This window comes from Bordetella pseudohinzii (assembly GCF_000657795.2).
GTDB lineage: Bacteria > Pseudomonadota > Gammaproteobacteria > Burkholderiales > Burkholderiaceae_B > Bordetella > Bordetella pseudohinzii.
Genome location: NZ_JHEP02000020.1, coordinates 43836 through 67944, shown reverse-complemented (window position 1 = coordinate 67944; position 24109 = coordinate 43836). Strand labels below are relative to the sequence as shown.

At 67.7% G+C, this 24109-nt stretch carries 24 protein-coding genes; 16 read left to right on the top strand and 8 right to left on the bottom strand.

Features of this window, described 5'->3' with window-relative positions; genetic code table 11:
• The 4 genes from L540_RS19835 to L540_RS19820 form a co-directional block, all read left to right on the top strand.
• Window positions 1-925, top strand: a 925-nt coding sequence (locus L540_RS19835) for an NAD(P)/FAD-dependent oxidoreductase (protein WP_048026694.1), incomplete at its 5' end; no start/stop codon positions are given.
• A 25-nt stretch (window positions 926-950) separates the two neighbouring features.
• Entirely contained in the window at window positions 951-2240 is a 1290-nt protein-coding gene (locus L540_RS19830) for an aromatic ring-hydroxylating dioxygenase subunit alpha (RefSeq protein WP_043212127.1), read from the top strand.
• A 14-nt stretch (window positions 2241-2254) separates the two neighbouring features.
• Window positions 2255-2773 (top strand): aromatic-ring-hydroxylating dioxygenase subunit beta, encoded by a 519-nt coding sequence (locus L540_RS19825; protein ID WP_043212129.1) that lies wholly within the window; start codon window positions 2255-2257, stop codon window positions 2771-2773.
• Window positions 2774-2875: 102 nt separating this feature from the next.
• On the top strand, window positions 2876-3358 hold the full coding sequence (locus L540_RS19820; RefSeq protein WP_043212131.1) for a MarR family winged helix-turn-helix transcriptional regulator: 483 nt from the start codon (window positions 2876-2878) through the stop codon (window positions 3356-3358).
• Window positions 3359-3409: 51 nt separating this feature from the next.
• Here L540_RS19820 and L540_RS19815 read toward each other — a convergent pair whose 3' ends face one another.
• Both L540_RS19815 and L540_RS21670 read right to left on the bottom strand, forming a co-directional pair.
• The gene (locus tag L540_RS19815) at window positions 3410-4432 is read right to left on the bottom strand and encodes an XdhC family protein (protein ID WP_043212133.1); all 1023 of its coding nucleotides are present in this window, start codon (window positions 4430-4432) and stop codon (window positions 3410-3412) included.
• Window positions 4433-4675: 243 nt separating this feature from the next.
• Window positions 4676-7873: an autotransporter outer membrane beta-barrel domain-containing protein gene (locus L540_RS21670; protein ID WP_082149710.1), complete on the bottom strand. Its 3198-nt coding sequence runs from the start codon at window positions 7871-7873 to the stop codon at window positions 4676-4678.
• Between the two features lie 723 nt (window positions 7874-8596).
• On the opposite strand from L540_RS21670, the gene L540_RS19805 reads away from it, so the two are divergent.
• From L540_RS19805 to pyrF, 6 genes are all read left to right on the top strand, one after another.
• Complete coding sequence (locus tag L540_RS19805) at window positions 8597-8884, top strand: co-chaperone GroES (protein ID WP_029578378.1); 288 nt, start codon at window positions 8597-8599, stop codon at window positions 8882-8884.
• Window positions 8885-8918: 34 nt separating this feature from the next.
• Window positions 8919-10559 carry a chaperonin GroEL gene (groL, locus tag L540_RS19800; RefSeq protein ID WP_043212137.1) on the top strand — a complete coding sequence of 547 codons (1641 nt, stop codon included), beginning with the start codon at window positions 8919-8921 and terminating at the stop codon, window positions 10557-10559.
• A 155-nt stretch (window positions 10560-10714) separates the two neighbouring features.
• Window positions 10715-11632, top strand: coding sequence for a YihY/virulence factor BrkB family protein (locus L540_RS19795; RefSeq protein ID WP_043212141.1), 918 nt, complete (start codon window positions 10715-10717; stop codon window positions 11630-11632).
• A gap of 89 nt (window positions 11633-11721) precedes the next feature.
• Complete coding sequence (locus tag L540_RS19790) at window positions 11722-12114, top strand: diacylglycerol kinase (protein ID WP_043212143.1); 393 nt, start codon at window positions 11722-11724, stop codon at window positions 12112-12114.
• A gap of 67 nt (window positions 12115-12181) precedes the next feature.
• Window positions 12182-13495 carry an NAD(P)/FAD-dependent oxidoreductase gene (locus tag L540_RS19785; RefSeq protein WP_043212145.1) on the top strand — a complete coding sequence of 438 codons (1314 nt, stop codon included), beginning with the start codon at window positions 12182-12184 and terminating at the stop codon, window positions 13493-13495.
• Window positions 13496-13500: 5 nt separating this feature from the next.
• Complete coding sequence (gene pyrF, locus L540_RS19780) at window positions 13501-14319, top strand: orotidine-5'-phosphate decarboxylase (protein ID WP_043212147.1); 819 nt, start codon at window positions 13501-13503, stop codon at window positions 14317-14319.
• Window positions 14320-14323: 4 nt separating this feature from the next.
• On the opposite strand, the gene L540_RS19775 is transcribed toward pyrF, so the two are convergent.
• The 6 genes from L540_RS19775 to ribBA form a co-directional block, all read right to left on the bottom strand.
• Window positions 14324-14881, bottom strand: a complete 558-nt coding sequence (locus L540_RS19775; protein WP_043212149.1) for a CinA family protein — start codon at window positions 14879-14881, stop codon at window positions 14324-14326.
• Window positions 14878-15381, bottom strand: coding sequence for a phosphatidylglycerophosphatase A family protein (locus L540_RS19770; RefSeq protein WP_043212252.1), 504 nt, complete (start codon window positions 15379-15381; stop codon window positions 14878-14880). The genes L540_RS19775 and L540_RS19770 overlap by 4 nt, the downstream gene beginning before the upstream one ends.
• A gap of 67 nt (window positions 15382-15448) precedes the next feature.
• A complete protein-coding gene (gene thiL, locus L540_RS19765) occupies window positions 15449-16417 on the bottom strand; it encodes a thiamine-phosphate kinase (protein ID WP_043212151.1) in 969 nt (322 codons plus the stop codon).
• A 7-nt stretch (window positions 16418-16424) separates the two neighbouring features.
• A complete protein-coding gene (gene nusB, locus L540_RS19760) occupies window positions 16425-16916 on the bottom strand; it encodes a transcription antitermination factor NusB (RefSeq protein ID WP_043212153.1) in 492 nt (163 codons plus the stop codon).
• Between the two features lie 19 nt (window positions 16917-16935).
• Window positions 16936-17457 (bottom strand): 6,7-dimethyl-8-ribityllumazine synthase, encoded by a 522-nt coding sequence (ribH, locus tag L540_RS19755; protein WP_043212155.1) that lies wholly within the window; start codon window positions 17455-17457, stop codon window positions 16936-16938.
• A gap of 9 nt (window positions 17458-17466) precedes the next feature.
• Window positions 17467-18642 (bottom strand): bifunctional 3,4-dihydroxy-2-butanone-4-phosphate synthase/GTP cyclohydrolase II, encoded by a 1176-nt coding sequence (gene ribBA / locus L540_RS19750; RefSeq protein WP_043212157.1) that lies wholly within the window; start codon window positions 18640-18642, stop codon window positions 17467-17469.
• Window positions 18643-18772: 130 nt separating this feature from the next.
• Between ribBA and L540_RS19745 the strand changes: the two genes are divergently transcribed.
• From L540_RS19745 to phnE (L540_RS19720), 6 genes are all read left to right on the top strand, one after another.
• Entirely contained in the window at window positions 18773-19582 is an 810-nt protein-coding gene (locus tag L540_RS19745) for an HAD-IIB family hydrolase (RefSeq protein WP_043212158.1), read from the top strand.
• Window positions 19583-19587: 5 nt separating this feature from the next.
• Window positions 19588-20388, top strand: a complete 801-nt coding sequence (locus L540_RS19740; RefSeq protein ID WP_043212160.1) for an IclR family transcriptional regulator — start codon at window positions 19588-19590, stop codon at window positions 20386-20388.
• 164 nt (window positions 20389-20552) lie between these two features.
• Entirely contained in the window at window positions 20553-21557 is a 1005-nt protein-coding gene (phnD, locus tag L540_RS19735; RefSeq protein WP_043212163.1) for a phosphate/phosphite/phosphonate ABC transporter substrate-binding protein, read from the top strand.
• A gap of 2 nt (window positions 21558-21559) precedes the next feature.
• Entirely contained in the window at window positions 21560-22330 is a 771-nt protein-coding gene (phnC, locus tag L540_RS19730; protein ID WP_043212164.1) for a phosphonate ABC transporter ATP-binding protein, read from the top strand.
• Window positions 22318-23181 (top strand): phosphonate ABC transporter, permease protein PhnE, encoded by an 864-nt coding sequence (gene phnE / locus L540_RS19725; RefSeq protein WP_109842495.1) that lies wholly within the window; start codon window positions 22318-22320, stop codon window positions 23179-23181. The genes phnC and phnE (L540_RS19725) overlap by 13 nt, the downstream gene beginning before the upstream one ends.
• The gene (gene phnE, locus L540_RS19720) at window positions 23178-23999 is read left to right on the top strand and encodes a phosphonate ABC transporter, permease protein PhnE (RefSeq protein ID WP_043212166.1); all 822 of its coding nucleotides are present in this window, start codon (window positions 23178-23180) and stop codon (window positions 23997-23999) included. Before phnE (L540_RS19725) ends, phnE (L540_RS19720) begins: the two co-directional genes overlap by 4 nt.
• Window positions 24000-24109: the final 110 nt, after the last annotated feature.

Below are 24109 nucleotides of genomic sequence, written 5' to 3'. Positions count from 1 at the left end.
GCCGCTGCTGCCCGACGGCCTGCCCAACGTGCATCTGCTGCGCACGCTGGACGACGCCATGGCCCTGGGCGCGGCGCTGGCCCCGGGCGTGCGCCTGGCGGTCATCGGCGGCGGGTTCCTGGGGCTGGAAGCCGCCTGGACCGCCACGCAGCGCGGCGCCCGCGTCACCGTGATCGAAGGCGCGCCCGCCCTGCTTGGCCGCGCGCTGCCGCCCGAACTGAGCGGCTGGCTGCTGCGGCGCGCGTGCGCGTTGGGCCTGGATGTGCGCCTGGGCCTGTCCGTCTCCGGCGCCGTGCCGGGCGCCGCCGCCACGGCCGGCGCTACGCTGACGCTGTCCGATGGCGGCCAGGTCGAGGCCGACCAGATCCTGGTGGCGATCGGCCTGGCGCCGGGCACCGAGCTGGCCGCGTCGGCCGGGCTGCCTCTGTGCGAGGCCACCGCCGGCGTGCTGGTGGACGCGGACTGCCGCACGGCCGACCCGCGCGTCTGGGCGGCCGGCGATTGCGCCAGCCAGCGCCGCGAGCCGAACGGCCGGCCAGTGCGCATGGAGTCCTGGCAAAACGCCAACACGCACGGCGCTATCGCCGCCGCGTCCATGCTGGAGGCCCCGCGCCCCAAGTCGCCCTACCCCTGGTTCTGGACCGACCAGCTGGGTTGCAACATCCAGATCCTGGGCGCGCCGCAGCCCGGCCTGCAGTACGTCATGCGCGGCGCGGCCCGGCCTGACGACGACACGCCCAAGCTGCTGTGCCTGGGCCTGCGCGGCGGCGTGCCGGTGCACGGCGTGGCCATCAATGCGGGCGGCGATCTGCGCGCGCTGCGCGCACTGTTCGAACAGTCGGTCGTCATCGACGCCGCGGCGTTCGCCGACCCGGCCGCCTCCGTGAAGCTTTTCGTCAAATCCTGCCTGCAGCGTTCGGCCTGAGCGCGCGGCCCATCGGAGCTCTTTCATGTATCAATCGCAAACCGTGATCGGCATCACCCCCGCCCGCAAGGACCCGCCGCTGCAAGACTGCACCTGGCCCGAGGACGCCCTGCACTTCGTGCCCGACTGGGTCTACACCAGCCAGGCCGTCTACGAGCAGGAGCAGGAACGCATCTTCCGCGGCAAGACCTGGAACTACGTGGCGCTGGAGGCCGAGGTGCCCGAGCCTGGCAGCTACAAACGCTCGTACGTGGGCGCCGTGCCGGTGGTGGTGTCGCGCGCCGAGGACGGCAGCCTGCACGTGTTCGAGAACCGATGCGCGCACCGCGGCGCCGAGTTCTGCCGCCACGGCCAGGGCAAGGCCAAGGAATTCGTCTGCCCCTATCACCAGTGGTCGTACGACCTGAAGGGCAACCTGCAAGGCGTGCCGTTCAAACGCGGCGTGAACAAGGCGGGCGGCATGCCGCGCGACTTCCGCAACGAGGAGCACGGCCTGCGCAAGCTGAACGTGACCACGCGCCATGGCGTGATCTTCGCGTCGTATTCCGACGAGGTGGAGCCCATCGAGGAATACCTGACGCCCGAGATGCTGGAGGACTTCGACGCGGTGTTCCCGGGCCGCCCGCTGAAGCTGCTGGGCTACTACCGCAACGAGCTGCCCTGCAACTGGAAGATGTACCACGAGAATCTGAAGGATCCTTACCACGCGACCCTGCTGCACTCCTTCCTGGTGGTGTTCGGCCTGCTGGTGGCCGGCAACAAGTCGGCGATGACCGTGGACACCGTGCACGGCCGCCATGGCACCATGGCCTCGGCCAAGAGCGAAGAAAAGTACGCCACCGTCAGCGAAGAGAACAAGAAAGAGATGCGCTCCTTCCATGACAGCCTGCGCCTGCGCGATGACCGCTTCCTGGAGTATGTGAAGGAGTTCGACTCGCCCTGGTCGGTCACCATGCAGACCATCTGGCCCAATCTGGTCGTCCAGCGCGAGATGAACACGCTGGGCGTGCGGCACATCATCCCCAACGGCCCCAACAGCATGATCATGCAATGGACCATGTTCGGCTACGAGGACGACACCGAGGAGATGCAGCGCCACCGCCTGCGCCAGGGCAACCTGATGGGCCCGGCCGGCTTCCTGGGCCTGGAGGACAACGAGGCCATGAAGTTCGTGCAGGAAGGCGTGCGGCGCTCCAGCACCGACCTGAACGTGCTGAAGCTGGAAAGCGGCAAGCTCGGCACCTCGGATACGCTGATCTCCGAAGCCGCCATCCGTTCGATGTACCAGTACTACCGCCAGGTCATGGGCTTTTGAAGGAAACCGCCGAGATGAACCAGAGCAATAGCTACGTGCCCGCCCGCCTGCCGCTGGACCGGGCCGTGCCCCTGAAGGCCGAGATCGAGCTTTTCCACGCCGAGTACTGCGCCGCGCTGGACGGCGGCGATGTCGAGCGCTGGCCCGATTTCTTCGTCGCGGACGCCGTGTACCGCGTGACCGCGCGCGAGAACGCCGAACTGAATCTGCCGGTCGGGCTGGTCTACGCCGAAGGCCGCGACATGATGCACGACCGCGCCGTGGCGATCTCGCGCACGCAGATGTTCGCGCCGCGCTATCTGCTGCACATCGTCAGCGGCGTGCGCGTCATCGACGCGGACGCCGCCGGCCAGATCACCTCGCACGCCAGCTTCCTGCTGATGCAGACCCTGGTCGAGGGCCCCACCACCATGCACCTGGCGGGCGTCTACCAAGACGTGTTCGTGCGCGAGGATGGCGTGCTGCGCCTGAAGCGGCGCGACGTTATCTACGACACGAATATCCTGGCCAACGATCTGGTCTATCCGGTGTGATTTTTTCAGTACACTGTCCTTTTACCCTCGCGGAAAGTCTGCATGGCGTCTCCTAAGAAAACAGCCCCAGTAGCGCGAAAGTCGGCAGTTCCCCAGGCCCGCATGCTCGCGGATGAGGACCGAGACCCCGCCCGCGAGGTGCTGTGGGAACGCCCAGGTTTCCTGGTTCGGCGCCTGAACCAGATCCATTACGCCATGTTCTTCGAAGAGTGCCATTCGCAGAACATCACGCCGGTGCAATACGGTGTGTTGACCGCGCTGTCTCTGGTGCCATGGATGGACCAGACCGAGATCGGCATGGACGTGGGCCTGGACCGCACCACCACCGCGGACGTGATCAAGCGGCTGCAGGAGCGAGGCCTGATCGAGCGGCGCATCAATCCCAAGGACAAACGTTCGCGCCAGGCCAAACTGACCAAGACCGGCAGCAAGATCGTGGAAGAGCTGCACGAGGGCATGGCGCGCGCCCAGGCGCGCCTGCTCGAACCCCTGAACGCCCGCAACCGCGAGGTCTTCATGCGGCTGCTGGGCGTGCTGGTCGAGTCCAACAACCACTACGGGCGCTCGCTGCTGCGCGCGTTCTGAAGCGAGGGCTGGCGGGCGTCGGCCCGCCGCGATCCGGCCGGCGCGCGCCCTTCATTGCGGCAGCGTGCTCAGCTCCTGCTGGGTCTTGGCCGCCGTGATGTCCATTTCCGGCGCCAGCGCCACGCCGTTCTTGGTGGCCAGCACCTCGGCCATGATGCTGACGGCGATCTCGGCGGGCGTCTTGCTGCCGATGTACAGGCCGATGGGCCCGCGCAGCCGGGCCAGCGTGGCCTCGCTGGCGTCGAAATGCTGCATGAAGCGCGCCCGCCGCGCGGCGCTGTTGCGACGCGAGCCGATGGCGCCCACGTAGAAGGCCGGGCTTTCCAGGGCCTCCAGCAGCGCCAGGTCGTCCAGCTTGGGATCATGGGTCAACGCCAGGATGCAGGTGTGCGTATCGGGCCGGAAATCCTTCACCACGTCGTCGGGCATGTCGGTCAGCAGCGGCACGTCGGGCATGGACCATGTGGCGCGGTGTTCGATGCGCGGGTCGCACACCGTCACCCTGAACCCGTTGAAGATCGCCATGGTGGCCAGGTACTGCGCCAGCGCGCCCGCGCCGATCAGCAGCATGCGATAGCCCGGCCCCAGCGTGTTTGTCAGGCGCGCGCCGTCGAACCGCAGCGCATCCGGCGCATCGGCGGCGCGCAATTGCACGGCGCCGTCGGCGCAATCCACCTCCCTGAGCACCAGCTCGCCGCCGTCCAGGCGGTCCACCAGCATGTCCAGCGACCGCGCGTCGGGATCGAATTCCAGCAGCAGCTCCAGCGTGCCGCCGCAAGGCAGCCCGAAACGGTGCGCCTCGTCGGCGCTGACGCCGTAGCGGACCCGCTCGGGAGGGCCGGCCGGAATGGCGCCGCGGCCATAGGCCTGGGTATAGCGCGCGATCAGGTCGTCCTCGATACAGCCGCCCGACACCGAGCCCACCACCGCGCCGTCTTCGCACAGGGCCATCATCGCGCCCACGGGCCGCGGCGACGAGCCCCAGGTGCGCACCACCGTGGCCAGCACGGCGCGGCGGCCGGCCGCGCGCCAATCCCTCAAGGTGCGCAGCACCAATGTGTCGATCGTATCCATATTCGCTCCAGGTGGCGGCGCCCGCAGCCAGGATGGCCCCGCCCAAGCCTGTCGGTAGAAATCTGTAGGACGAATGGTACGCCCTCCCGCGCCGCGCGAATAGGCAAGTCCGGACGGCGGATCGCTGAATTGCGCCAAACCGCCGGCGCGGGGCAAGGGCCCGCGGCGCGGCCGGATGACCGCCGCCATGCCCGGATACCCTCGCGCCGCCCGCCCGTCAGGGCACCGCCTGATAGAGGGCCGTCAGAACGCCCACCGCCAGGCCAGCGTGGCGCTGTGGTCCTGGTTGCCCGAACCGAACTGGCCGGCATAGCTCAGGCTCACCGTCGCGCGACGGCCGACCTGGGCATCCAGTCCCGCTTCGAGCACCGCCGCATTGCGGGCAATCGGCGCGCCCGCCACCGTGAACGCATTGCCCGCGTCGAAGGCCAGCCGCGACGTCGGGTTCACGTCGCCAAACGCATGGCGCCAGCCCGCGCCGGCGCTGAGCCCGCCCTGGAACTCGCCCAGCGTCAGCGCCTGGCGGCCGCGCAGGCCCAGCGTGCTCGTGGTGGTCTGGTTGGTCTGGCTGGCGCCCGAGAGCGCGGCGCTGCCGCCGCTTTCCTGAAAGGCGCGGCTGCGCAGATTGGCCCAGGCCAGGCCGGCGTAGGGCTCCAAGGTCAGCGACGGCCCGGCGGGCAATGCATAGCCCAATTCGGTGAACAGCTGGGTGGTGCTGGCGCCGTAATCGGCGCGCAGCGTCTGGTCCAGGCCGCCCACGGCGATGCGCCGCTTGCTGTCGATGTCATGCCAGGTGTAGGCCGCGCCCAGCAGCAGGTTGAGCTTGCCGGCGCCGGCGTCAAAGGCCTTGCCGCCGTAGACGATGGCGCTGTAGCTGGAGATATCGGTCTTGTCGTCCACGCCGCCGGTGCGCACCTTGCTGTCGGTGTAGCCCAGTGCGCCGCCCAGGCGCCAGCCGGCGCCGATCGCGCCGTCGGCGCCGGCGAAGACGCCGCCCGTGTGCATGCGCGCCTCCGAGGTGTCGCCGGTGGCGCCCAGCCGCTGCCAGTTGCCGACCAGCTCGGCCCATGCGGGCTGCGCGTTGGAGGCGGGCAGCACCGATGAGGCCGGCGCCGCGTCGCTCACGCCCACGGCCGCGGTCGGCGAACCGGCGCGCATGCCGGCGCCGAGGTTGGCGCGCAGATGCGAGAACGGCAGGCTGCGCGCCTGACCGCTCAAGCCCTGCAAGGCGCCGACGGCGTTGGCGTGGCTGGCGCCCGAGAGCGCGGTGAAGAATGACTGCGGCGCGCCATTGGGCAGGCTCAAGGCATGGCGGTAGACCTCGTTGGCGGCCGGCATGCTATCGACGGCATTGGCGGTGGCCACCGCGTTGCCGCCGCTGACCAGATCGGCGAAGCGAATCGGGCGCGTGGCGTTGTCCGGACCGGGCTGCGTGGCAGGGCCGCCCGGCTCGGAGGGCTCGGGACTGCCGGCATCGGTGCCAGGCGGGACCTGCTTGCGGGTCAGCGTGAGGCTGACATCCTGGTCGTTGGCCGAATAACTCAACGAAGGCGCCAGATAGGCCAGATCGGACGCCACCCCGGCAAAGCGGGTGCCGTTGAAGCTGCCGCCGGCGTGCAGGATGTCGTAGCTCGTGTTCTCGGCGTAGTTCCCCGCCGAGGGCGCTACCTGCACGGTGGCGCCCGTCAGCGTGGCGCCGCCGGCCACCCGCACATTGCTGGCCGCGCCATCGGAAGTGGTGGCGACGCGATACACGGCGCCCGCCTGAAAGGCCAGGTCACCCTGCACGTTCATGCGGCCCGTGGGCGCGGCGGCGTTGCCCGGGGCCAGGGTGGCGCCGGACGCGATAGTCACCTGGCCCAGCGTCCCGGCGCCGGACAAGGTTGCGCCATTCGCGGCCTGGACATGGCCGCCAAGCCCCCCATCCACCTGCAGGGCGCCGGCCGTTACTTGCGTGACGCCCGTATAGGCGCTGCTGTCGCCGGTGAGAGAGAGCCTGCCGGCCCCGGCCTTGGCCGTCGCGCCGGCGCCGGAAATCACGCCGCCGTAGACCGAATCGTCGGCACGGTCGAACCGCAGGTTGGCGTTGTTGACGATATCGCCGCTCAGCGAGCCATGATTGCCGCCGTCGCCCACTTGCAGGGTGCCGGCATCGATGATCGTCCTGCCGCCTAGGGTATTGTCACCGGCCAACACCAGGGTGCCGGCGCCGGCCTGGCGGAGCTCGCCAGCGCCGCGCAGTACGCCGTTGAAGCGGACCGTATCGCTGCGATTAAAGACCAGCGCGGCGCCCGCCGCGATGTCCGCATTGCCCGCCAGGCTGCCCGTGCCGGCGCCGTTGCCGATCTGCAGGGTGCCGGACAGCACCGTCGTGCCGCCTGCATGATTGCCGGCGCCGGTCAGGATGACCGTGCCGGCGCCGGTCAGTGTCAGGCCGCCCGCGCCGGACAGCGTGCCTGACAGCGTCAGGCCGTTGGCGCCGGTGACCGTCAGCCCGCCGCTGCCGAGCACGAAATCATTGGCTATCCTCGGGGTTCCGGAACTGCCGCTGACAGCGATCGCGCCGCCATTCGCATGGATCGGACCGACCCCGAGCATGCCGCCATGGGCCAGTATTGCCAAGCCGCCGTTCAAGTTCACGCTGCCGCCGGAAGCCAGGGGCGCGTCCTGCAATTCCCAGGTACCGCTATTGATGCGCAGGTTCTGGAAATTGACGTAAGACGTACCCGAAATCGGGGTGAGCGGCCCCCCCGTGCCGCTGCCGACGCCGGACGACGGCGCCACGTTCTGCAGCACCAGCGTATTGCCCCCGCCCGCGCCGCCATCGACCTTGCCGGCTGGCGCGAAGGCCAGTCCGGGCAAGCCCGCCACCATCAGATCCGCGGACGACGTTCCCGTACCGCGCTGCACCGAGGAACCGGAGACAGCCGTGAAGGTATTGTTGCCGCCCTGGCCCAGCGATACGCCGCCGACGATGGCCCCGGCGTTGGTAAAACTGTGGCCCTGGCCGGGAGAGCCGGCGGCCTCCAACGCGACGCGGCCGACGATGGTGCCGGTATTGACGAATTCCACTCTTGCGCCGCCGTAGGCCGCGATCACCGCCTTGTCCGCATCCGCCGAGACCTGCCCCGCCACGTCGGTGCTGTGTATCCAGCCCGCATTGTTAATGTAGCTGTCCCCACCGATGCCGTTCCGCACGACCAGGGCCATGCCCTGTAGCGACGGCAGGCTGGCGTTACCGCCGACGCCGGCGGTAACGCCAGCGATAATCCCCGATGTCTCATTGCTCACGCTCAGGATGCTGCCCGAGGCATTGCCGATGAACACCCCGGTCGCTGCGGTCGTATTTGAGCTGTACAGATTGGCGTTGATCGTGCTGTGGTTCACCAGGGTCACGCCCTTGCCGGACAGGCTCAGCGCCGTACCGCCGGACGAGTCCAAAACGCTCAGTATCGCCCCGAGGTTCACCGTGACAATAAGGTTATCGGATGAATTCGCATAGAACGGCAATAGCGGGTTGCTCGGCGGCGAACATTGGACGACCGCACCGACGGCGACACAGGCTGCCTGCGCCGTTCCGCCTGCCCCGGCCAATCCAAGCGCCAGCGCCGCGCCCAGCGCATGGCGGCGCAGCAGCAAGACGGGACCGGGCGAGGCTCGCCCCGCGCGCGACGGCGACGCCCGTTCCGACGCCGCGCGCCAGACGCGCGGGCGGCGGTTCCATACCAAACGATGATTCAAAGCGGGGTCCCCTTGTGTCTGCGATAGCCCGCGGCGTCCCGGTCCGCGATTAACACGGAGGGACGAGCCGGCATTGTTTGTGGGTGATAGTCGGAATTTGCGCACAATATAGCCCCGCGCCGCAGCGGCCGAAGCAAAAAGGAAAGGCGCAATCAATGGTCAATTTCTGCCCACCACGAAAAATGTAACCCCCTGGGTGCATCAAGGCGCGACCGGGCGTGGTCAATCTCATGTTGAATGGGCTTCGTCAATATATGGGGACATATAAAACGCCAAGGCACGCCGCCCAATATGTAACAGGGCCGGCATCCCCCCTTGAAGCCTAACGAGTCATCCCTATAATTAGCACTCGTCGACGGTGAGTGCTAACAACCTCCCGCGCATAACCGATCAATCTTCTAGTTATCGAAACAGGAGTTCCTCATGGCCCTGCGTCCCCTGCACGATCGCGTGATCGTCAAACGCCTGGACAACGAGCGTAAGACCGCTTCCGGCATCGTCATCCCCGACAGCGCCGCTGAAAAGCCCGATCAAGGCGAAGTGCTGGCCGTCGGCCCCGGCAAGAAGACGGAAGACGGCAAGGTCCTGCCGGTCGACCTGAAGGTCGGCGACAAGGTCCTGTTCGGCAAGTATGCCGGTCAAAGCGTCAAGGTCGATGGCGACGAGCTGCTCGTCATCCGCGAGGAAGAAATCCTCGCCGTGATCCAGTAATTGCGCTAACCCCTATTTTCGAAGGAAGCTGACAATGGCTGCCAAGCAAGTTCTGTTTGCCGATGATGCCCGCGTGCGCATCGTTCGCGGCGTGAATGTTCTCGCCAACGCTGTTAAGACCACCCTGGGCCCCAAGGGTCGCAACGTCGTGCTGGAGCGCTCGTTCGGCGCCCCGACCGTGACCAAGGACGGCGTGTCCGTCGCCAAGGAAATCGAACTGAAGGACAAGTTCGAGAACATCGGCGCCCAGCTGGTCAAGGATGTTGCCTCCAAGACCTCCGACAACGCCGGTGACGGCACCACCACCGCCACCGTGCTGGCCCAGGCCATCGTCCAGGAAGGCCTGAAGTACGTTGCCGCCGGTTTCAACCCCATCGACCTCAAGCGCGGCATCGACAAGGCCGTGGCCGCCGCCGTGGCCGAGCTGCAGAAGGCTTCCAAGCCGGTGACCACCAGCAAGGAAATCGCCCAGGTCGGCTCGATCTCGGCCAACAGCGACAGCTCCATCGGCCAGATCATCGCCGATGCGATGGACAAGGTCGGCAAGGAAGGCGTCATCACCGTCGAAGACGGCAAGTCGCTGGAAAACGAACTGGATGTCGTCGAAGGCATGCAGTTTGACCGCGGCTACCTGTCGCCCTACTTCATCAACAACCCCGACAAGCAAGTCGCCGCTCTGGACGATCCCTTCGTCCTGATCTACGACAAGAAGATCAGCAACATCCGTGATCTGCTGCCGGTGCTGGAACAAGTCGCCAAGTCGAGCCGTCCGCTGCTGATCATCGCCGAGGACGTCGAGGGCGAAGCCCTGGCCACCCTGGTCGTGAACAACATCCGTGGCATCCTGAAGACCACCGCCGTCAAGGCGCCGGGCTTCGGCGACCGCCGCAAGGCCATGCTGGAAGACATCGCCATCCTGACGGGCGGCACCGTGATCTCGGAAGAGACCGGCATGTCGCTGGAGAAGGCCTCGCTGCAAGAGCTGGGCCAAGCCAAGCGCATCGAAGTCGCCAAGGAAAACACCACGATCATCGACGGCGCCGGCGACGGCAAGTCCATCGAAGCGCGCGTCAAGCAGATCCGCGCCCAGATCGAGGAAGCCACCTCCGACTACGACCGTGAAAAGCTGCAAGAGCGCGTGGCCAAGCTGGCCGGCGGTGTTGCCGTGATCCGCGTCGGTGCCGCCACCGAAGTCGAAATGAAGGAAAAGAAGGCCCGCGTCGAAGACGCCCTGCACGCGACCCGTGCCGCGGTGGAAGAAGGCGTGGTTGCCGGCGGCGGCGTGGCCCTGCTGCGCGCCAAGCAAGCCATCTCCGGCCTGCAAGGCGACACTCCCGACCAGAACGCCGGCATCAAGCTGATCCTGCGCGCTGTCGAAGAGCCGCTGCGCACCATCGTGGCCAACGCCGGCGAAGAAGCCAGCGTCGTGGTGAACACCGTCCTGGCCGGCAAGGGTAACTACGGTTACAACGCCGCCACCGGCGAGTACACCGACTTGGTCGAGCAAGGCGTTCTGGATCCCACCAAGGTGACCCGCACCGCCCTGCAAAACGCCGCTTCGGTGGCCAGCCTGCTGCTGACGGCCGAAGCCGCCGTGGTGGAACTGGCCGAAGACAAGCCCGCTGCCCCGGCCATGCCCGGCGGCATGGGCGGCATGGGCGGCATGGACTTCTAAGTCCTGCCCTCCGGCCAGGAGCGCCGCGTACCTTCGCCGCGCGGCTCTCCTTTGCAATCAAAACCCCCGGTTCGCCGGGGGTTTTGTTTTGTGCGCGCCTTGCATGCGCCCCCGTTTTGATGCCTACAATGGGCCTGACACTGTTGGAGGGGTCCATGCGTTTTCCCACGCTGCTGCGGCTTTGCCATCCGAGAGAACTGGCCGGTCTATTGATGGATTCGGCCAAACAATGGTCGCGCCATCGCGCCGCCAGCAAGGGCGCGGCCCTGGCGCTGTACATGGTGTTTTCCTTGGCGCCCATGCTCATCCTGGTGATCGCGGTGGCCGGCGCCTTCTTCGGCGAGGAAGCCGTGCGCTCGGAGCTGTTCGGCCAGGTGCGCGACCTGACGGGCGAACGCGGCGCCGAGGTGATCCAGACGGTGCTGGCCAGCGCGCACGAGTCGGGCAAGGGCTGGGTAGCCGCCCTGCTGTCCATCGGGGTGCTGGTCTTCAGCGCCACCACGGCTTTCGCCGAACTCAAGGCCAGCCTGGATGAGTTGTGGGAGGCCGAGCCCGACCGTTCGGGCGGCATCCAGGGCCTGGTGCGCAGCCGCATGCTGTCTTTCGGCCTGGTGCTGGTGCTGGCCTGTTTTCTGCTGTTGTCGCTGGCGGTCAATGCCGCGATGGGCGTGGCGCGCGGCTATTATGGCGAGTTGTGGACCTACTCCCTGGTGGCGCTGATCGGCGAGTGGCTGGCCAACCTGTTTTCCTTTTCGGTGGTGACAGCCCTGTTTGCCGTGATCTTCAAGCTGCTGCCCTCGGTGTCCGTGCGCTGGCGCCATGTGATCCCGGGCGCGGTGGTGACGGCCGGGCTGTTCTTGCTGGGCAAATGGGGCATAGGGCTCTACCTGGGCCGCGGCGGCGTGACCTCGGCCTATGGCGCGGCGGGATCGCTGATCGCGCTATTGCTGTGGATTTATTACTCGGCGCAGATTTTTTTCTTTGGCGCCGTGGTGACGCGGCAGTACGCCCTGCGGGCCCAGCGCCTGGAGGCCGCGCAGGCGTCGGCGGCCGGCGCCGGCCAGCCGGCCTGAAAGCCAGGATGCCTAAAGCGGCGGCGCGCGCGATACGGACGACACGCGAATCTGTTAAAAAGCCGCAGACCCGATTCCCGCATGGCGCCATGACCCCACATTCTTCGCCCTATAAGAGCACCGGCGGCCTGCGCCGCATCCTGAATGCCCTGCGCTACTCCTGGCAGGGCCTGAAGGCGGCCGTCAAGTACGAGGCGGCCTTCCGCCAGGAGCTGGCGCTGGCCGTGCTGCTCATCCCGGCGGCCTTCTTTCTTGGGCGCACGACCGATGAAGTCTTCATGCTCATCGCCTCGGTGGTGCTGGTGCTGGTGGTGGAATTGATCAATTCGGCCATCGAGGCCCTGGCCGACGCGCTGTCGGTCGAGACCCACCCGCTCCTGGGGCGGGCCAAGGACCTGGGCAGCGCCGCGGTGATGCTGATGCTGATTTTCACGGGCGCGGTCTGGGTCGCGGTGGCGGTCAGCCGCTTCGTGCTGAACTAGCCCGGGCGTTTGCAGGCGGCGGGCATGCTTCTATACTGAAGCTCCATGCCCTCCTGGCGACGCCCGCATGATGCCTGCTCCCTCCCCTTCGGAACGTATCGTGATAGTCGGCGGTGGCGCTGGCGGCCTGGAACTGGCCGCCCAGCTCGGCCGCGCCCATGGTCCCGAGCACGTCCTCCTGATCGACAGCCGCCCTTTCCACATCTGGAAGCCCTCGCTGCATGAAGTCGCGGCCGGCACGCTGGATATCCACCAGGAAGGGCTGTCCTATCTCATGCTGGCCCGCTTGACCGGCTTTGGCTTCGCCCAGGGCGAGCTGACCGCGGTGGACCGCCAGGCCCGGCGCATCCGGATCGGCGCGGTCAAGGACCAGCAGGGCCAGGAAATCCTCGGCCCGCGCGAGTTCGCCTACGGCACGCTGGTGCTGGCGGTGGGCAGCGCGTCGAATTTCTTCAATACGCCCGGCGCGGCCGACTATGCGGTCACGCTGGACAACACCGAAAACGCCGAAGCCTTTCGCCTCACCATCCTGAAGGCCATGGCCAAGGTCGACCAGGACAAGCTGCGCAATCCTTCGGCCCGCCTGGACCTGGTCATCGTGGGCGGCGGCGCCACCGGGGTGGAGCTGGCCGTCGAGCTGACCGAGGCCAGCCATGTCGTGAGCGCCTATGGCCTGCCCAATTTCCGCGCCGACCGCGACATGGCCATCACCCTGGTCGAAGGCGCGCCGCGCATCCTGTCGGCCCTGCCCGAAAAAATCTCGCGCGCGGCCACGGCCCGCCTGACGGAGCTGGGCATACGGGTGGAGACGCACTGCCGGGTTTCCGAAGTGGCTCCCGACAGCGTCAAGACGGCCGATGGCCGCAAGTTCACGGCCACGCTCTGCCTGTGGGCGGCCGGCATACGGGGGCCGGACCTGCTCTCGCAGCTGGGCCTGCCCGTGAACAAGGCCGGCCAGCTGATCGTCAATGAGCGCCTGGAGACCGAAGACCCCCATGTGCTGGCGCTGGGCGATTGCTGCGCCGCCCCCTGGGATGGCGAGCGCATCGTGCCGGCGCGGGCCCAGGCGGCCCACCAGGAGGCCAGCTACCTGGCCAAAAAGCTGGGCGCCCGCCTCAAGGGCGAGGACGAGCCGCAAGCGCCCTATGTCTACCGCGACTATGGCTCGCTGGTGTCGCTGGGCCAGGGGGCCGGCGTGGGCAGCCTGATGGGCAAGCTTGCCGGACGGGGGCTGTTCGTAAGCGGTACACTGGCACGCCTGATGTACATGAGTCTGCACCTGATGCACCACCGAGCGGTGCTGGGCGTCTCGCGAACCGCCACGATGGCCCTGGCGCGCCTGCTGATGCGGCGCACGCATCCCAGGGTCAAATTGCACTGATCCCCATGACTTTCCTACAAAAACTCGAACACGCCTGGGCGACCCGGAACTCCCTGCTGCAGGTCGGCCTGGACCCGGATCCGCAACGCTTTCCGCATGAGCTGCAAGGCAGGCCCGACGCCATCCTGGAATTCTGCCGCGGCATCGTCGACGCCACCGCGCCCTATGCCAGCAGCTTCAAGCCGCAGATCGCCTACTTCGCCGCGCATCGCGCCGAAGACCAGCTCGAGGCGCTGTGCGCGCATATCCGCAGCCAGCATCCCGACCTGCCCATCGTGCTGGACGCCAAGCGCGGCGATATCGGCTCAACGGCCGAGAACTACGCCCGCGAAGCCTTCGAGCGCTACCAGGCGCATGCCGTGACGGTCAGCCCCTATATGGGCCTGGATTCGGTCGAGCCCTATCTGGCCTGGGGCGACCGAGGCGTCATCGTGCTGTGCCGCACCTCCAATCCGGGCGGCTCGGACCTGCAATTTCTGCAGATGGCCGACGGCCAGCCGCTCTATCTGCATGTGGCCGGCCTGGTGGCCGAACGATGGAACCGCAACGGCCAGTGCGGCCTGGTGGTCGGCGCGACCTTCCCCAATGAGCTGGCCGCCGTGCGCAAGCGCATCGGCGACAGCATGCCCCTGCTGGTGCCCGGCATCGGCGCGCAAGGCGGCGATATCAACGCCACCGTGCAGGCCGGCGCCAACCAGGCGCGCGCCGGCATGATGATCAATTCTTCGCGCGCCATCATCTACGCCAGCAATGGCGAGGACTGGCGCGAAGCGGCCGCCCGGGCCGCCCTGGGCCTGCGCGACGCGATCAACGCGGTGCGCTGAGCGCCTAGCGCCGGTTGACCGGCGCGCCCAGGTATTCGAGGATGCCGCGCAGGGCGAACTCCACCGATGCCTGGCGGACCTGGGCGCGATCGCCCGCGAAGACATGCGTGACGGCGCGCGAATTGATGCCGCCCTGCGCGCGCGTGGCAAAACCGAAGCACACCATGCCCACCGGCTTGCCCGGCGTGGCCCCGCCCGGGCCGGCGATGCCGGTGGTCGAGATCGCGACATGGCAGCCACGCGACGCCAGCAGAACGCCCTGGGCCATTTCCAGGGCGACCTCTTCGCTGACGGCGCCAAAGTGATTCAGGGTCTCGGGCGAGACCCGCAGCTCATCGACCTTGGCCTGGTTGCTGTAGGTGACGAAGCCGCGCTCGAACCAGCCGCTGGAGCCGGCCACCGAGGTCACGGCGCCGGCCAGCAGGCCGCCGGTGCAGGACTCGGCCGTGCCCAGGAACCAGTCTCTTTCTTGCAGGGCCGGCCCCAGCTGCTCGGCCAAACCCTGGATGGTCGCGGCGCTCAGGGCGGCCGGCGCCAAGCCCTTGCTGTTCTGCAAACTCATGCCAACACTCCTAGGCGAACGGCGAGCGCCATGACCAGCAAGGTGTAGGCGGCCGCCAGGATGTCATCCCACATGACGCCAAACCCGCCCGAGAGCCGGGCATCGAAAGCCTTGATGGGCGGCGGTTTGACGATGTCGAAGAATCTGAAGAGCAAAAAAGCCAGGGCTTGGGCCAGCCAGCCGCCGGGCACCAGCCACAGCACCAGCCAGAACGCCACCATTTCGTCCCACACCATGCCGACGTGATCGTGCACGCCGAGTTCCCGTCCGGCATTGCCGCAGGCCCAGCAGCCATAGGCGAACGCCGCCAGGAGCGCCATGCCCATGGCCAGGTCGGGGATGGCCGGCAGCAGCAGCCAGATGATCCAGGCGGCCAGCGTGCCCCAGGTGCCGGAAGCCGGCCGGATCAGGCCGCTGCCCAGGCCAAAGGCCAGCAAACGCCCCGGACGGGCGCGGACCCAGATCCAGGCGGGGTAGTCCACGCGCGAACGCTCGCGCATCGAAGAAGAATGGGGATCGGTCATGTCGGGGCGGATCGAACCCGGAACGGGCGTGCCCGGGATGGTATCAGGCCGCGCCGCCAAAGTGGTCGAATCCGCCCGGGATCCGCGCCAGCGCCTGCCCCTGGGCATCGATGACGCGCAGCCCGGGCGCGGCCACGATGCCGCCCACGCGGCTGACCGGCGTCCCGCAGGCCTGCGCGGCGCGGACGATGGCCTGGCGCTGCGCGGGCGCGGCGGTAAAGCAGAGTTCGTAGGCATCGCCGCCGCCCAGCAGCGCCCGCTGCAGGCTGGCTTCGTCCAGCCCCTCCAGGCCAGGCGCCCGGGGCAGCTCGGCATAGCGCAGCTCGGCGCCCACGCCGCTGGCGGCGAGGATGTGGCCGAGGTCCTGGGCCAGGCCGTCGGAGATGTCGATGGCGGCATGCGCCAGGCCGCGCAGGCCCAGGCCCAGGGCCAGACGGGCCTGGGGCCATTCGAGCGCGCGGCGCGTCAGGGCCAGCCGGGCCGCGTCGGCCGGCAGTTGTCCGTCCAGCAGGCGGTAGGCGATGTCGGCCGCGCCCAGGGCGCCGGACACCCAGACATCGTCGCCCGCCCGCGCGGCATCGCGGCGCAGGGCCGTCTCGGCCGGCACGGCGCCGAAGACGGTCACGCTGATGGTGAGATCTTGCAGGCTGCGCGTGGTGTCGCCGCCGATGAGCGGGCAGCCGCTGGCCTGGGCCAGCGCATGGAAGCCGCGCGCGTAGGCCGCCAGCCAGGCGTCGTCGACGGCGGGCAGGGCCAGGCCCAGCAGGCAGCCCAGGGGCTGGGCGCCCATGGCGGCCAGGTCTGACAGATTGACGGCCAGCGATTTGTGGCCCACCGCCTCGGGGTCGGCGTCCGGGTAGAAGTGGCGTCCAGCGATCAGGAGGTCCTTGCTCACCGCCACGCGCATGCCGGCGGGCACCGGAAAGAGCGCGCAATCGTCGCCCACGCCCAGGATGTCCCCGGGCGCGGCGCGGCTGAAATGGCGGGCGATGAGGTCGAACTCCGAGGCCACGGGCGCCTCAGCGGCGCTGCTGGGCCGCGGCCTGGACCTCGGCGGTGCGCACGTCGGCGGCCAGCTTGTCGAGCACGCCATTGACGAACTTGAAGCCGTCGGTGCCGCCAAAGGATTTGGCCAGTTCGACCGCCTCGTTGATGGCGACCTTGTAGGGCACCTCGACGTGATGCACCAGCTCATAGCTGCCGATCAGCAGGATGCCGTGCTCCACGGGCGAGAGCTCGCCCAGCGGACGGTCGATATAGGGCGTGAAGCGCTCGCGCAGGCTCGGCGCCTCGCGCAGCACGCCATGCAGGAGCGTCTTGAACCACTGAGCATCGGCCTCGGAGAAATCCTCGGCATCGCGCAGATGGGCGTCGATCTCGCCGGCGTCCTGGGTGCCCTGGCCGCCGCGCAGCAGCCAGGCGTACACGCCCTGCAGCGCGAACTCGCGCGCGCGGCGGCGGGCGCTGCGCGCATTGGCGCGCGCCGCGCCCGCATGGGCGGCCGCCGCCAAGGGGGCAGCCGCCGCGCTATCAGCGCTCGTCGTCTTCTTCGTCGTCAAAATCTTCGTCCTCGTCGTCTTCGTCGTCTTCCTCGGGCTCCAGCGCGGCGACCAGATTGGCCATCTCGACGGCGACCTGGGCGCAATCGCGGCCCTTGCCTTCGGCGCGGGCGGCGGCCTGCTCGTCGGTGTCGACCGTCAGGATGCCATTGGCCACCGGGATGCCGGTTTCCAGGGAAATGCGGGTGATTGCAGTGGCCGACTCATTGCTGACCACTTCAAAGTGATAGGTTTCGCCGCGGATCACGGCGCCCAGGGCGATCAGCGCGTCGAACTCATAGGATTCGGCCATGCGGGCCAGGGCCACGCCCATCTCCAGGGCGCCCGGCACGGACACCACCATGACGTCGCGCTCGTCCACGCCCAGCTTGGCGAGCTCTTCCAGACAGGCGGCCAGTTCGGTCTGCCCGACTTCTTCGTTGAAGCGAGCGCGCACGATACCGATGTGCAGCCCTTCGCCATTGAGGTCGGGGGTAAGGATATAGGGGTTCATTCGTCGGCCTTATTCGTCAGTGTTGCGGGCGGGGGGGCAATCGTAACCCGTAATGGTCAGGGCAAACCCAGCCATGCTCGGCATCTTGCGCGGACGCGCAAGCAGCCGCATCTGGCCAACGTGCAGATCGCGCAGGATCTGGGCACCGATGCCATAGGTGCGCAGACCGAAACGATCGCCGCCGTCCTGGGTCTTGGCCTGCTGACCGGGTTCGCTCCAGTGGGCGATCTGGCCAAACAGGTGTTCGGTCGAGGACTGGCAGTTCATCAGCACCACCACGCCGGCGGGCGCCGCGGCGATGGCGGTCAGCGCCTGGCCCAGGCCCCAGCTATGCGGGCTGGCGCCCGTGTCGAGGGCGTCGAGCAGCGACGCCGGCTCATGCACGCGCACCAGGGTTTCCCGGGTCGGATCGATCTTACCGTGTACCAGCGCCAAATGGGGCGCTCCGGTGGCGTCATCGCGGTAGGCGATGGCGCGGAACTCGCCCCAGGGCGTCTGCATCTGGCGCTCGCCCACCCGTTGGATGATGGATTCGTGCTCGCTGCGGTACTGGATCAGGTCGGCGATGGTGCCGATCTTCAGGCCATGCTCGCGCGCGAACTGCACCAGGTCCGGCAGGCGGGCCATGGTGCCGTCCGGCTTGAGGATTTCGCAGATGACCGCCGCCGAGGTCAGCCCGGCCATGGCGGTCAGGTCGCAGCCGGCCTCGGTGTGGCCGGCGCGCACCAGGACGCCGCCGGGCACGGCGCGCACGGGGAAGATATGGCCGGGCTGGACCAGGTCGCTGGGCTTGGCGTCGCGCGCCACGGCCACCTGGATGGTGCGGGCGCGGTCGGCGGCCGAAATGCCGGTCTCGACCCCTTCGGCGGCCTCGATGGACTGGGTAAAATTGGTGCCATATCGCGTGCCATTGCGGCTGGCCATCAGCGGCAGGTCCAGCTGGCGGCAGCGCTCTTCGGTCAGCGTCAGGCAGACCAGGCCGCGGGCGTGGGTCACCATGAAGTTGATGGCCTCGGGCGTGACGAACTCCGCCGCCATGACCAGATCGCCCTCGTTTTCGCGGTCTTCTTCGTCAACCAGGATGACGATGCGGCCGGCGCGCAGCTCGGCGATGATCTCGGGAACGGAAGCAATGCCGAAGTCCGAAACGGCCTCGGCGGCAACGGGGGAAATCTGGGCAGACATGGGAAAAGTGACCAGCGGGCGGGAAAGTCCCGATTTTACCGCCCTTGGCCCCTTCGCGTCCCGAAGGCAAAATGCGGCCCGCGGGTACACTGCATCGGCCTGCCGGACAATCACCAGACAAAGGAGTGACATGCAACCCCTAGCCGCCCTGCCCACCTCGGTTGCGGCCTCGGTACGCACTGTGCTGACGGACATCGACGACACCATCACCACCGATGGCCGCCTCACCGCCGCCGCCTATGCCGCGATGGAGCGCCTGGAGCTGTCCGGCATCCGCGTCATCCCCATCACCGGCCGCCCGGCGGGCTGGTGCGACCACATCGTGCGCATGTGGCCGGTGCGCGCCGTGGTCGGCGAAAACGGCGCCTTCTATTACGCCTACGACCGCAGCGCCCATCGCATGAAGACTTATTACTGGGACGATGCGCCCACCCGCGCCGCCAATCGCGCGCGGCTGGACGCCATCCGCGACCGCGTGCTGCGCGACGTGCCCGGCGCGGCGCTGGCCAGCGACCAGGCCTATCGCGCGGCCGACCTGGCGATCGATTTCTGCGAGGACGTGCCGGCGCTGCCGCAGGCGCAGGTCGACCGTATCGTGCGCATCTTCGAGGAGGCCGGCGCCCAGGCCAAGGTCAGCTCCATCCACGTCAACGGCTGGTATGGCGACTATGACAAGCTCAGCATGACGCGGCGGCTGTTCGAGCGCGAACTGGGCCAGGACATCGTGCAGGCCCTGCCCACGACGCTGTTCATCGGCGACTCGCCCAATGACGAACCCATGTTCGGGTTCTTCCCGCTGTCGGTGGGCGTGGCCAATATCCAGTCGCAACTGCACCGCATCAAGCAGAAACCGGCCTTCGTCACGCCCTCGCGCGGCGGCGCGGGTTTTGTCGAAATGGCCGATCGCCTGCTCGCCGCGCGGCGCGGCCACGGAGGCTGAACATCATGGCGACTGCCAACGACGGCCGCCGCAGCATCCAGTCGGTGGAAGTGGGCTTTCCGCTGCTGGCGGCCCTGGTCGACGCGGCCCGGCCCATGACGCTGCGCGACCTGGCGGCCGCGGCCGGCATGACCTCGGCCAAGGCCCACCCCTATCTGGTGAGCTTCATCCGCGTGGGCCTGGTCCAGCAGGACAGCATCAGCGGCCATTACGAACTGGGCCCCTTCGCCTTGCAGATGGGCCTGGTCAGCCTGCAGCGCCTGGACCCGGTGCGCGTGGCGCTGCCCGAGATCGCGCAATTCCAGGCCGGCATCGGCCACACCGTGGGCCTGGCCGTGCTGGGCTCGCACGGCCCGACCATGGTGCATATCACCGAGGCCAGCTATCCGGTCCACGTGAACATGCGCCAGGGCACGGTGATGTCCATGCTCAACACGGCCACCGGCCTGGTGTTCGCGGCCTGGCTGCCGCCCAAGGTGGCCGAGCACTACATCGCCCGCGAAGAAAACGACACCGCCGTCACCTCGACGCTGGCCACGCCGCTGAAATCGGCCCAGCCCGCGCACCTGCAGGCCATGCTGGCCGACATCCGGGTGCACGGCATGGCGCGCGCCGTCGGCAACCCGCTGCCAGGCGTGGACGCCCTGTCGGTGCCGGTGTTCGACCATGCGGGCAAGCTGGCGCTGGCGATCACGGCCATCGGCCCCAGCGGCCTGTTCGACGTCTCCTGGAACGGCAGCATCGCTCAACCGCTGCTGGCCTGCGCCCAGGAGATCTCGCACAAACTGGGCTGGCGCGCCGCCTGAGCCGCGCGGCCTTTTCCCGATCCCAAACGAAAACAAAACGCTCAAAACGAACAAAAGGCGTCAAAAAAGATCGGGAACTTCCCAGGTTTCCTGCGCGTTTTTTTGTGTTTGAATGTCGTGACAAGAATCATGACTGTCATAAAACGCAGAAAGGAGACAAACCCATGCAAGCCACGCGCATGCTGCAAGCCGCCCTCGCCCTGGCCCTGGGCGCCGGCGCCCAGGCCGCTTTCGCCGCCGACACCTGCTCCAACCGGGGCGACCTGGATGTAATGTATTGCGATGCCAACAAGGATCTGGTGGCGGACACGCCGGCCGATCCGGCCAAGCTCAAGACGCCATCGACGCTGGTCTTCACCTACACGCCGGTGGAAGACCCCGCCGTGTACGAAGACATCTTCAAGCCTTTCACCACGCATCTGGCGCAGTGCACGGGCAAGCGCGTGGTGTTCTACCAGGTGCAGAGCAATGCGGCCGAGATCGAGGCCATGCGTTCGGGCCGCCTGCACGTGGGCGGTTTTTCGACCGGCCCGACCGCCTTCGCGGTGAATATCGCCGGCGCGGTGCCGTTCGCGGTTAAGGGGTATGCCGATGGCTTCCAGGGCTACAACCTGATCGTCATCGTCAAGAAAAACAGCCCCTACCAGAAACTCACGGACCTCAAGGGCAAGAAGCTGGCGCACACCGCGCCCTCGTCCAACTCGGGCCATATGGCGCCGGTCGCGCTCTTCCCCAAGGAAGGCCTGACGCCCGACAAGGACTACAAGGTGGTGTTCTCGGGCAAGCATGACCAGTCGGTCATGGGCGTGAATTCCGGCGACTACGACGCCGCGGCCGTGGCCTCGGATGTGTTCAAGCGCATGGCCGAACGCGGCCAGATCAAGGAAGACGACTTCCGCGTGATCTATCGCAGCGAGAAATTCCCCACCTCGTCGTTCGCCTATGCGCATGACCTGGAGCCGAAGTTCCGCGACCAGATGCTCAAGTGCTTCTATGACTACCGCTTCCCCGACGAGATGAAGAAGGCCTTCGATGGCGCCGACCGCTTCTATCCGGTGACCTATCAAAAAGATTGGGCCATCGTGCGCGAAGTGGCCGAGTCCGGCGGCGAGAGCTTCAACCGCGCGGCCTATGACCGCGAAAACGCCAAGAACAAGGGCAAGCAGTAAGCATGGCAACTTCTTTGCGCATTACCGGCCTGGTCAAGGAGTACCGGGCCGGCCAGCCGGTGCTCAAGGGCATCGACCTGCAGGTGGCCGGCCAGGGGCTGACCGCCATCATCGGCCCTTCGGGCACGGGCAAAAGCACGCTGCTGCGCTGCGTGAACCGGCTGATCGAACCGACGCGCGGCGAGATCGTGCTGCAGGCCGACGGCGCCACGGTGGACCTGGCCCGCGTGCGCGGCCAGGCGCTGCGGCATGCGCGCCGGCGCATCGGCATGGTGTTCCAGGAGTACAACCTGGTCGAGCGCCTGAGCGTGATGGAAAACCTGCTGACCGGCCGCCTGGGCTACACCTCGGCCTTCAAGGCCTGGATGCGCCGCTTCGAGCCGGCCGACATCGACCGCGCCTTCGAACTGCTGGAGACGGTGGGCCTGGCGGGCTTTGCCGACCAGCGCGCCGATGCCTTGTCGGGCGGGCAGCGCCAGCGCGTGGGCATCGCGCGCGCGCTGATGCAGCGCCCGCAGCTGCTGCTGGCCGACGAACCGACCTCCTCGCTGGATCCCAAGACCTCGGTCGAAATCATGGAACTGCTCACCGAACAGGGCAATGCCAACGGCATCCCCGTGCTGGTCAACATCCATGACGTGGAACTGGCGCGCCGCTATGCCACGCGCATCGTCGGCATGTCGGGCGGCAACGTGGTCTATGACGGCGATGGGCAAGGCCTGGACACGGCGATGCTGAAGGCCATCTACGGAGGCGAGTCGTGGTTGCAGTAGCACGCGGGCGCCGGCCCTTCGCCCTGTCGTGGCAGACCCGGCTGCTGGCCGTGCTGGTGGTGGTGTACGCCGTCTACGCCGCCGCGCAGCTGGACTTCAACTGGCCGCGCATCCGCGACGGCCTGGGCCATGCCTCGACCTTTCTGACGCGCATGTTCCCGCCCAATTTCGAGAAACCGGCCACGCTCTGGAAGGGCATCGCCGAAAGCCTGGAAATCGCGGTGCTGGCCTCGCTGCTGGGCATTGTGCTGTCCTTGCCGGTGGGGCTGCTGGGCGCGCGCAACATGATGCCGGCCTGGGTGTCCTGGCCGGCGCGCGCGCTGGTGGCCTTGTGCCGTTCGCTGCACCCGGTGATCGTGGCCATTCTCTTCGTCAAGGCGGTGGGCTTTGGCGCCCTGGCCGGCATCCTGGCCCTGACCGTGGCCTCCATCGGCTTTATCGGCAAGCTGTTCACCGAGGCCATCGAGGAGATCTCGCTCAAGCAGGTCGAGGCGGTGCGCGCCACCGGCGCGTCGTTTCCCAATCTCATCATCTTCGGCGTGCTGCCCCAGGTGTTCGCGCGCTTCGTGGGCTTTGCAACCTATCAGTTCGATTCCAATCTGCGCAACTCCACCATGGTGGGCATCGTGGGCGCCGGCGGCGTGGGCGGCACGCTGTTCTCGGCATTCCAGCGCTTTGACTACGACTTCGTATCGGCCATCCTGCTCACGCTGATCGCCATCATCATGCTGGGCGAAATGCTGGCCGGCATGGTGCGGGCCGTCTTCCTGGAAGGCTGGAGCTTTGACCGCATCCTCGCCAGGCGCTTTGCCGGCGCGCGCGGCCTGGGCAAACCGGAGGCCCGTCCATGACGACAACCCTGGCTTCCCAAGTCCAGACCGGCCGCCGCGGCTGGCAGCGCTATAGCGCCGGCCAGCGCCTGCTGCGTTTCATGCTCTACCTGCTGGTGGTGGCCGCCGTCGTGCAGGCGGTGCGCAGCGTCGAGGTGATCCCGGAGTTTCTCTACGATGCGCCGGAGCAGATGGGCGACCTGCTGAGCCGCATGTGGCCCGTGGACTGGTCTTTCTATGCCGAAGGCGTGCACGGCCCGCTGGTCGAAACCCTGCACATCGCCACCCTGGGCACCTTGCTGTCGGTGGTGCTGGCCGTGCCGGTGGGCCTGCTGGCGGCCAACAACCTCACGCCCAGCCGCCTCCTCAACCAGCTGGCCCGGCTCATCCTCGTCTCCAGCCGCTCGGTCAATTCGCTGGTGTGGGCCTTGCTGTTCATCGCCATCTTCGGGCCGGGCGCCCTGGCCGGCACGCTGGCCATCGCCTTTCGCTCGATAGGCTTTGTCGGCAAGCTGGTGGGCGAGGCCATCGAGCAGGCGCATCGCGGCCCCATCGAAGCGCTGACGGCCACCGGCGCCAGCCGGGGCGCGGTGCTGTGGTATGGCTATTGGCCGCAGATCCGCCCGGCCTTCTGGTCCATCGTGCTCTTGCGCTGGGACATCAATGTGCGCGAATCGGCCGTGCTGGGCCTGGTGGGCGCCGGCGGCATAGGCATGGCGCTGGACACGGCGCTCAATCTCTTCCAGTGGGACCGCGTCGCCCTGGTGCTGGCCTCGATCTTCGCCATCGTGGTCGTGGCCGAAGTCATCATCACCCAGGCGCGCAAGCGCATCCTCTGAGCCCGCGCGACGGGAAAACATCGGGCCGCCCTCCGGGGCGGCCCTTTTTTATCGCCAAACGGCTTTTGGCGGCGGATTTGCCGGCGTTCGATGTATTTTACCGAGGGTTT

Coding starts and splice junctions, on each gene's coding strand:
- L540_RS19830 (WP_043212127.1), top strand. CDS start 951: ATGTATCAATCGCAAACCGTGATCGGCATCACCCCCGCCCGCAAGGAC.
- L540_RS19825 (WP_043212129.1), top strand. CDS start 2,255: ATGAACCAGAGCAATAGCTACGTGCCCGCCCGCCTGCCGCTGGACCGG.
- L540_RS19820 (WP_043212131.1), top strand. CDS start 2,876: ATGCTCGCGGATGAGGACCGAGACCCCGCCCGCGAGGTGCTGTGGGAA.
- L540_RS19815 (WP_043212133.1), bottom strand. CDS start 4,432: ATGGATACGATCGACACATTGGTGCTGCGCACCTTGAGGGATTGGCGC.
- L540_RS19805 (WP_029578378.1), top strand. CDS start 8,597: ATGGCCCTGCGTCCCCTGCACGATCGCGTGATCGTCAAACGCCTGGAC.
- groL (WP_043212137.1), top strand. CDS start 8,919: ATGGCTGCCAAGCAAGTTCTGTTTGCCGATGATGCCCGCGTGCGCATC.
- L540_RS19795 (WP_043212141.1), top strand. CDS start 10,715: ATGCGTTTTCCCACGCTGCTGCGGCTTTGCCATCCGAGAGAACTGGCC.
- L540_RS19790 (WP_043212143.1), top strand. CDS start 11,722: ATGACCCCACATTCTTCGCCCTATAAGAGCACCGGCGGCCTGCGCCGC.
- L540_RS19785 (WP_043212145.1), top strand. CDS start 12,182: ATGATGCCTGCTCCCTCCCCTTCGGAACGTATCGTGATAGTCGGCGGT.
- pyrF (WP_043212147.1), top strand. CDS start 13,501: ATGACTTTCCTACAAAAACTCGAACACGCCTGGGCGACCCGGAACTCC.
- L540_RS19775 (WP_043212149.1), bottom strand. CDS start 14,881: ATGAGTTTGCAGAACAGCAAGGGCTTGGCGCCGGCCGCCCTGAGCGCC.
- L540_RS19770 (WP_043212252.1), bottom strand. CDS start 15,381: ATGCGCGAGCGTTCGCGCGTGGACTACCCCGCCTGGATCTGGGTCCGC.
- ribH (WP_043212155.1), bottom strand. CDS start 17,457: ATGAACCCCTATATCCTTACCCCCGACCTCAATGGCGAAGGGCTGCAC.
- ribBA (WP_043212157.1), bottom strand. CDS start 18,642: ATGTCTGCCCAGATTTCCCCCGTTGCCGCCGAGGCCGTTTCGGACTTC.
- L540_RS19745 (WP_043212158.1), top strand. CDS start 18,773: ATGCAACCCCTAGCCGCCCTGCCCACCTCGGTTGCGGCCTCGGTACGC.
- L540_RS19740 (WP_043212160.1), top strand. CDS start 19,588: ATGGCGACTGCCAACGACGGCCGCCGCAGCATCCAGTCGGTGGAAGTG.
- phnD (WP_043212163.1), top strand. CDS start 20,553: ATGCAAGCCACGCGCATGCTGCAAGCCGCCCTCGCCCTGGCCCTGGGC.
- phnC (WP_043212164.1), top strand. CDS start 21,560: ATGGCAACTTCTTTGCGCATTACCGGCCTGGTCAAGGAGTACCGGGCC.
- phnE (WP_043212166.1), top strand. CDS start 23,178: ATGACGACAACCCTGGCTTCCCAAGTCCAGACCGGCCGCCGCGGCTGG.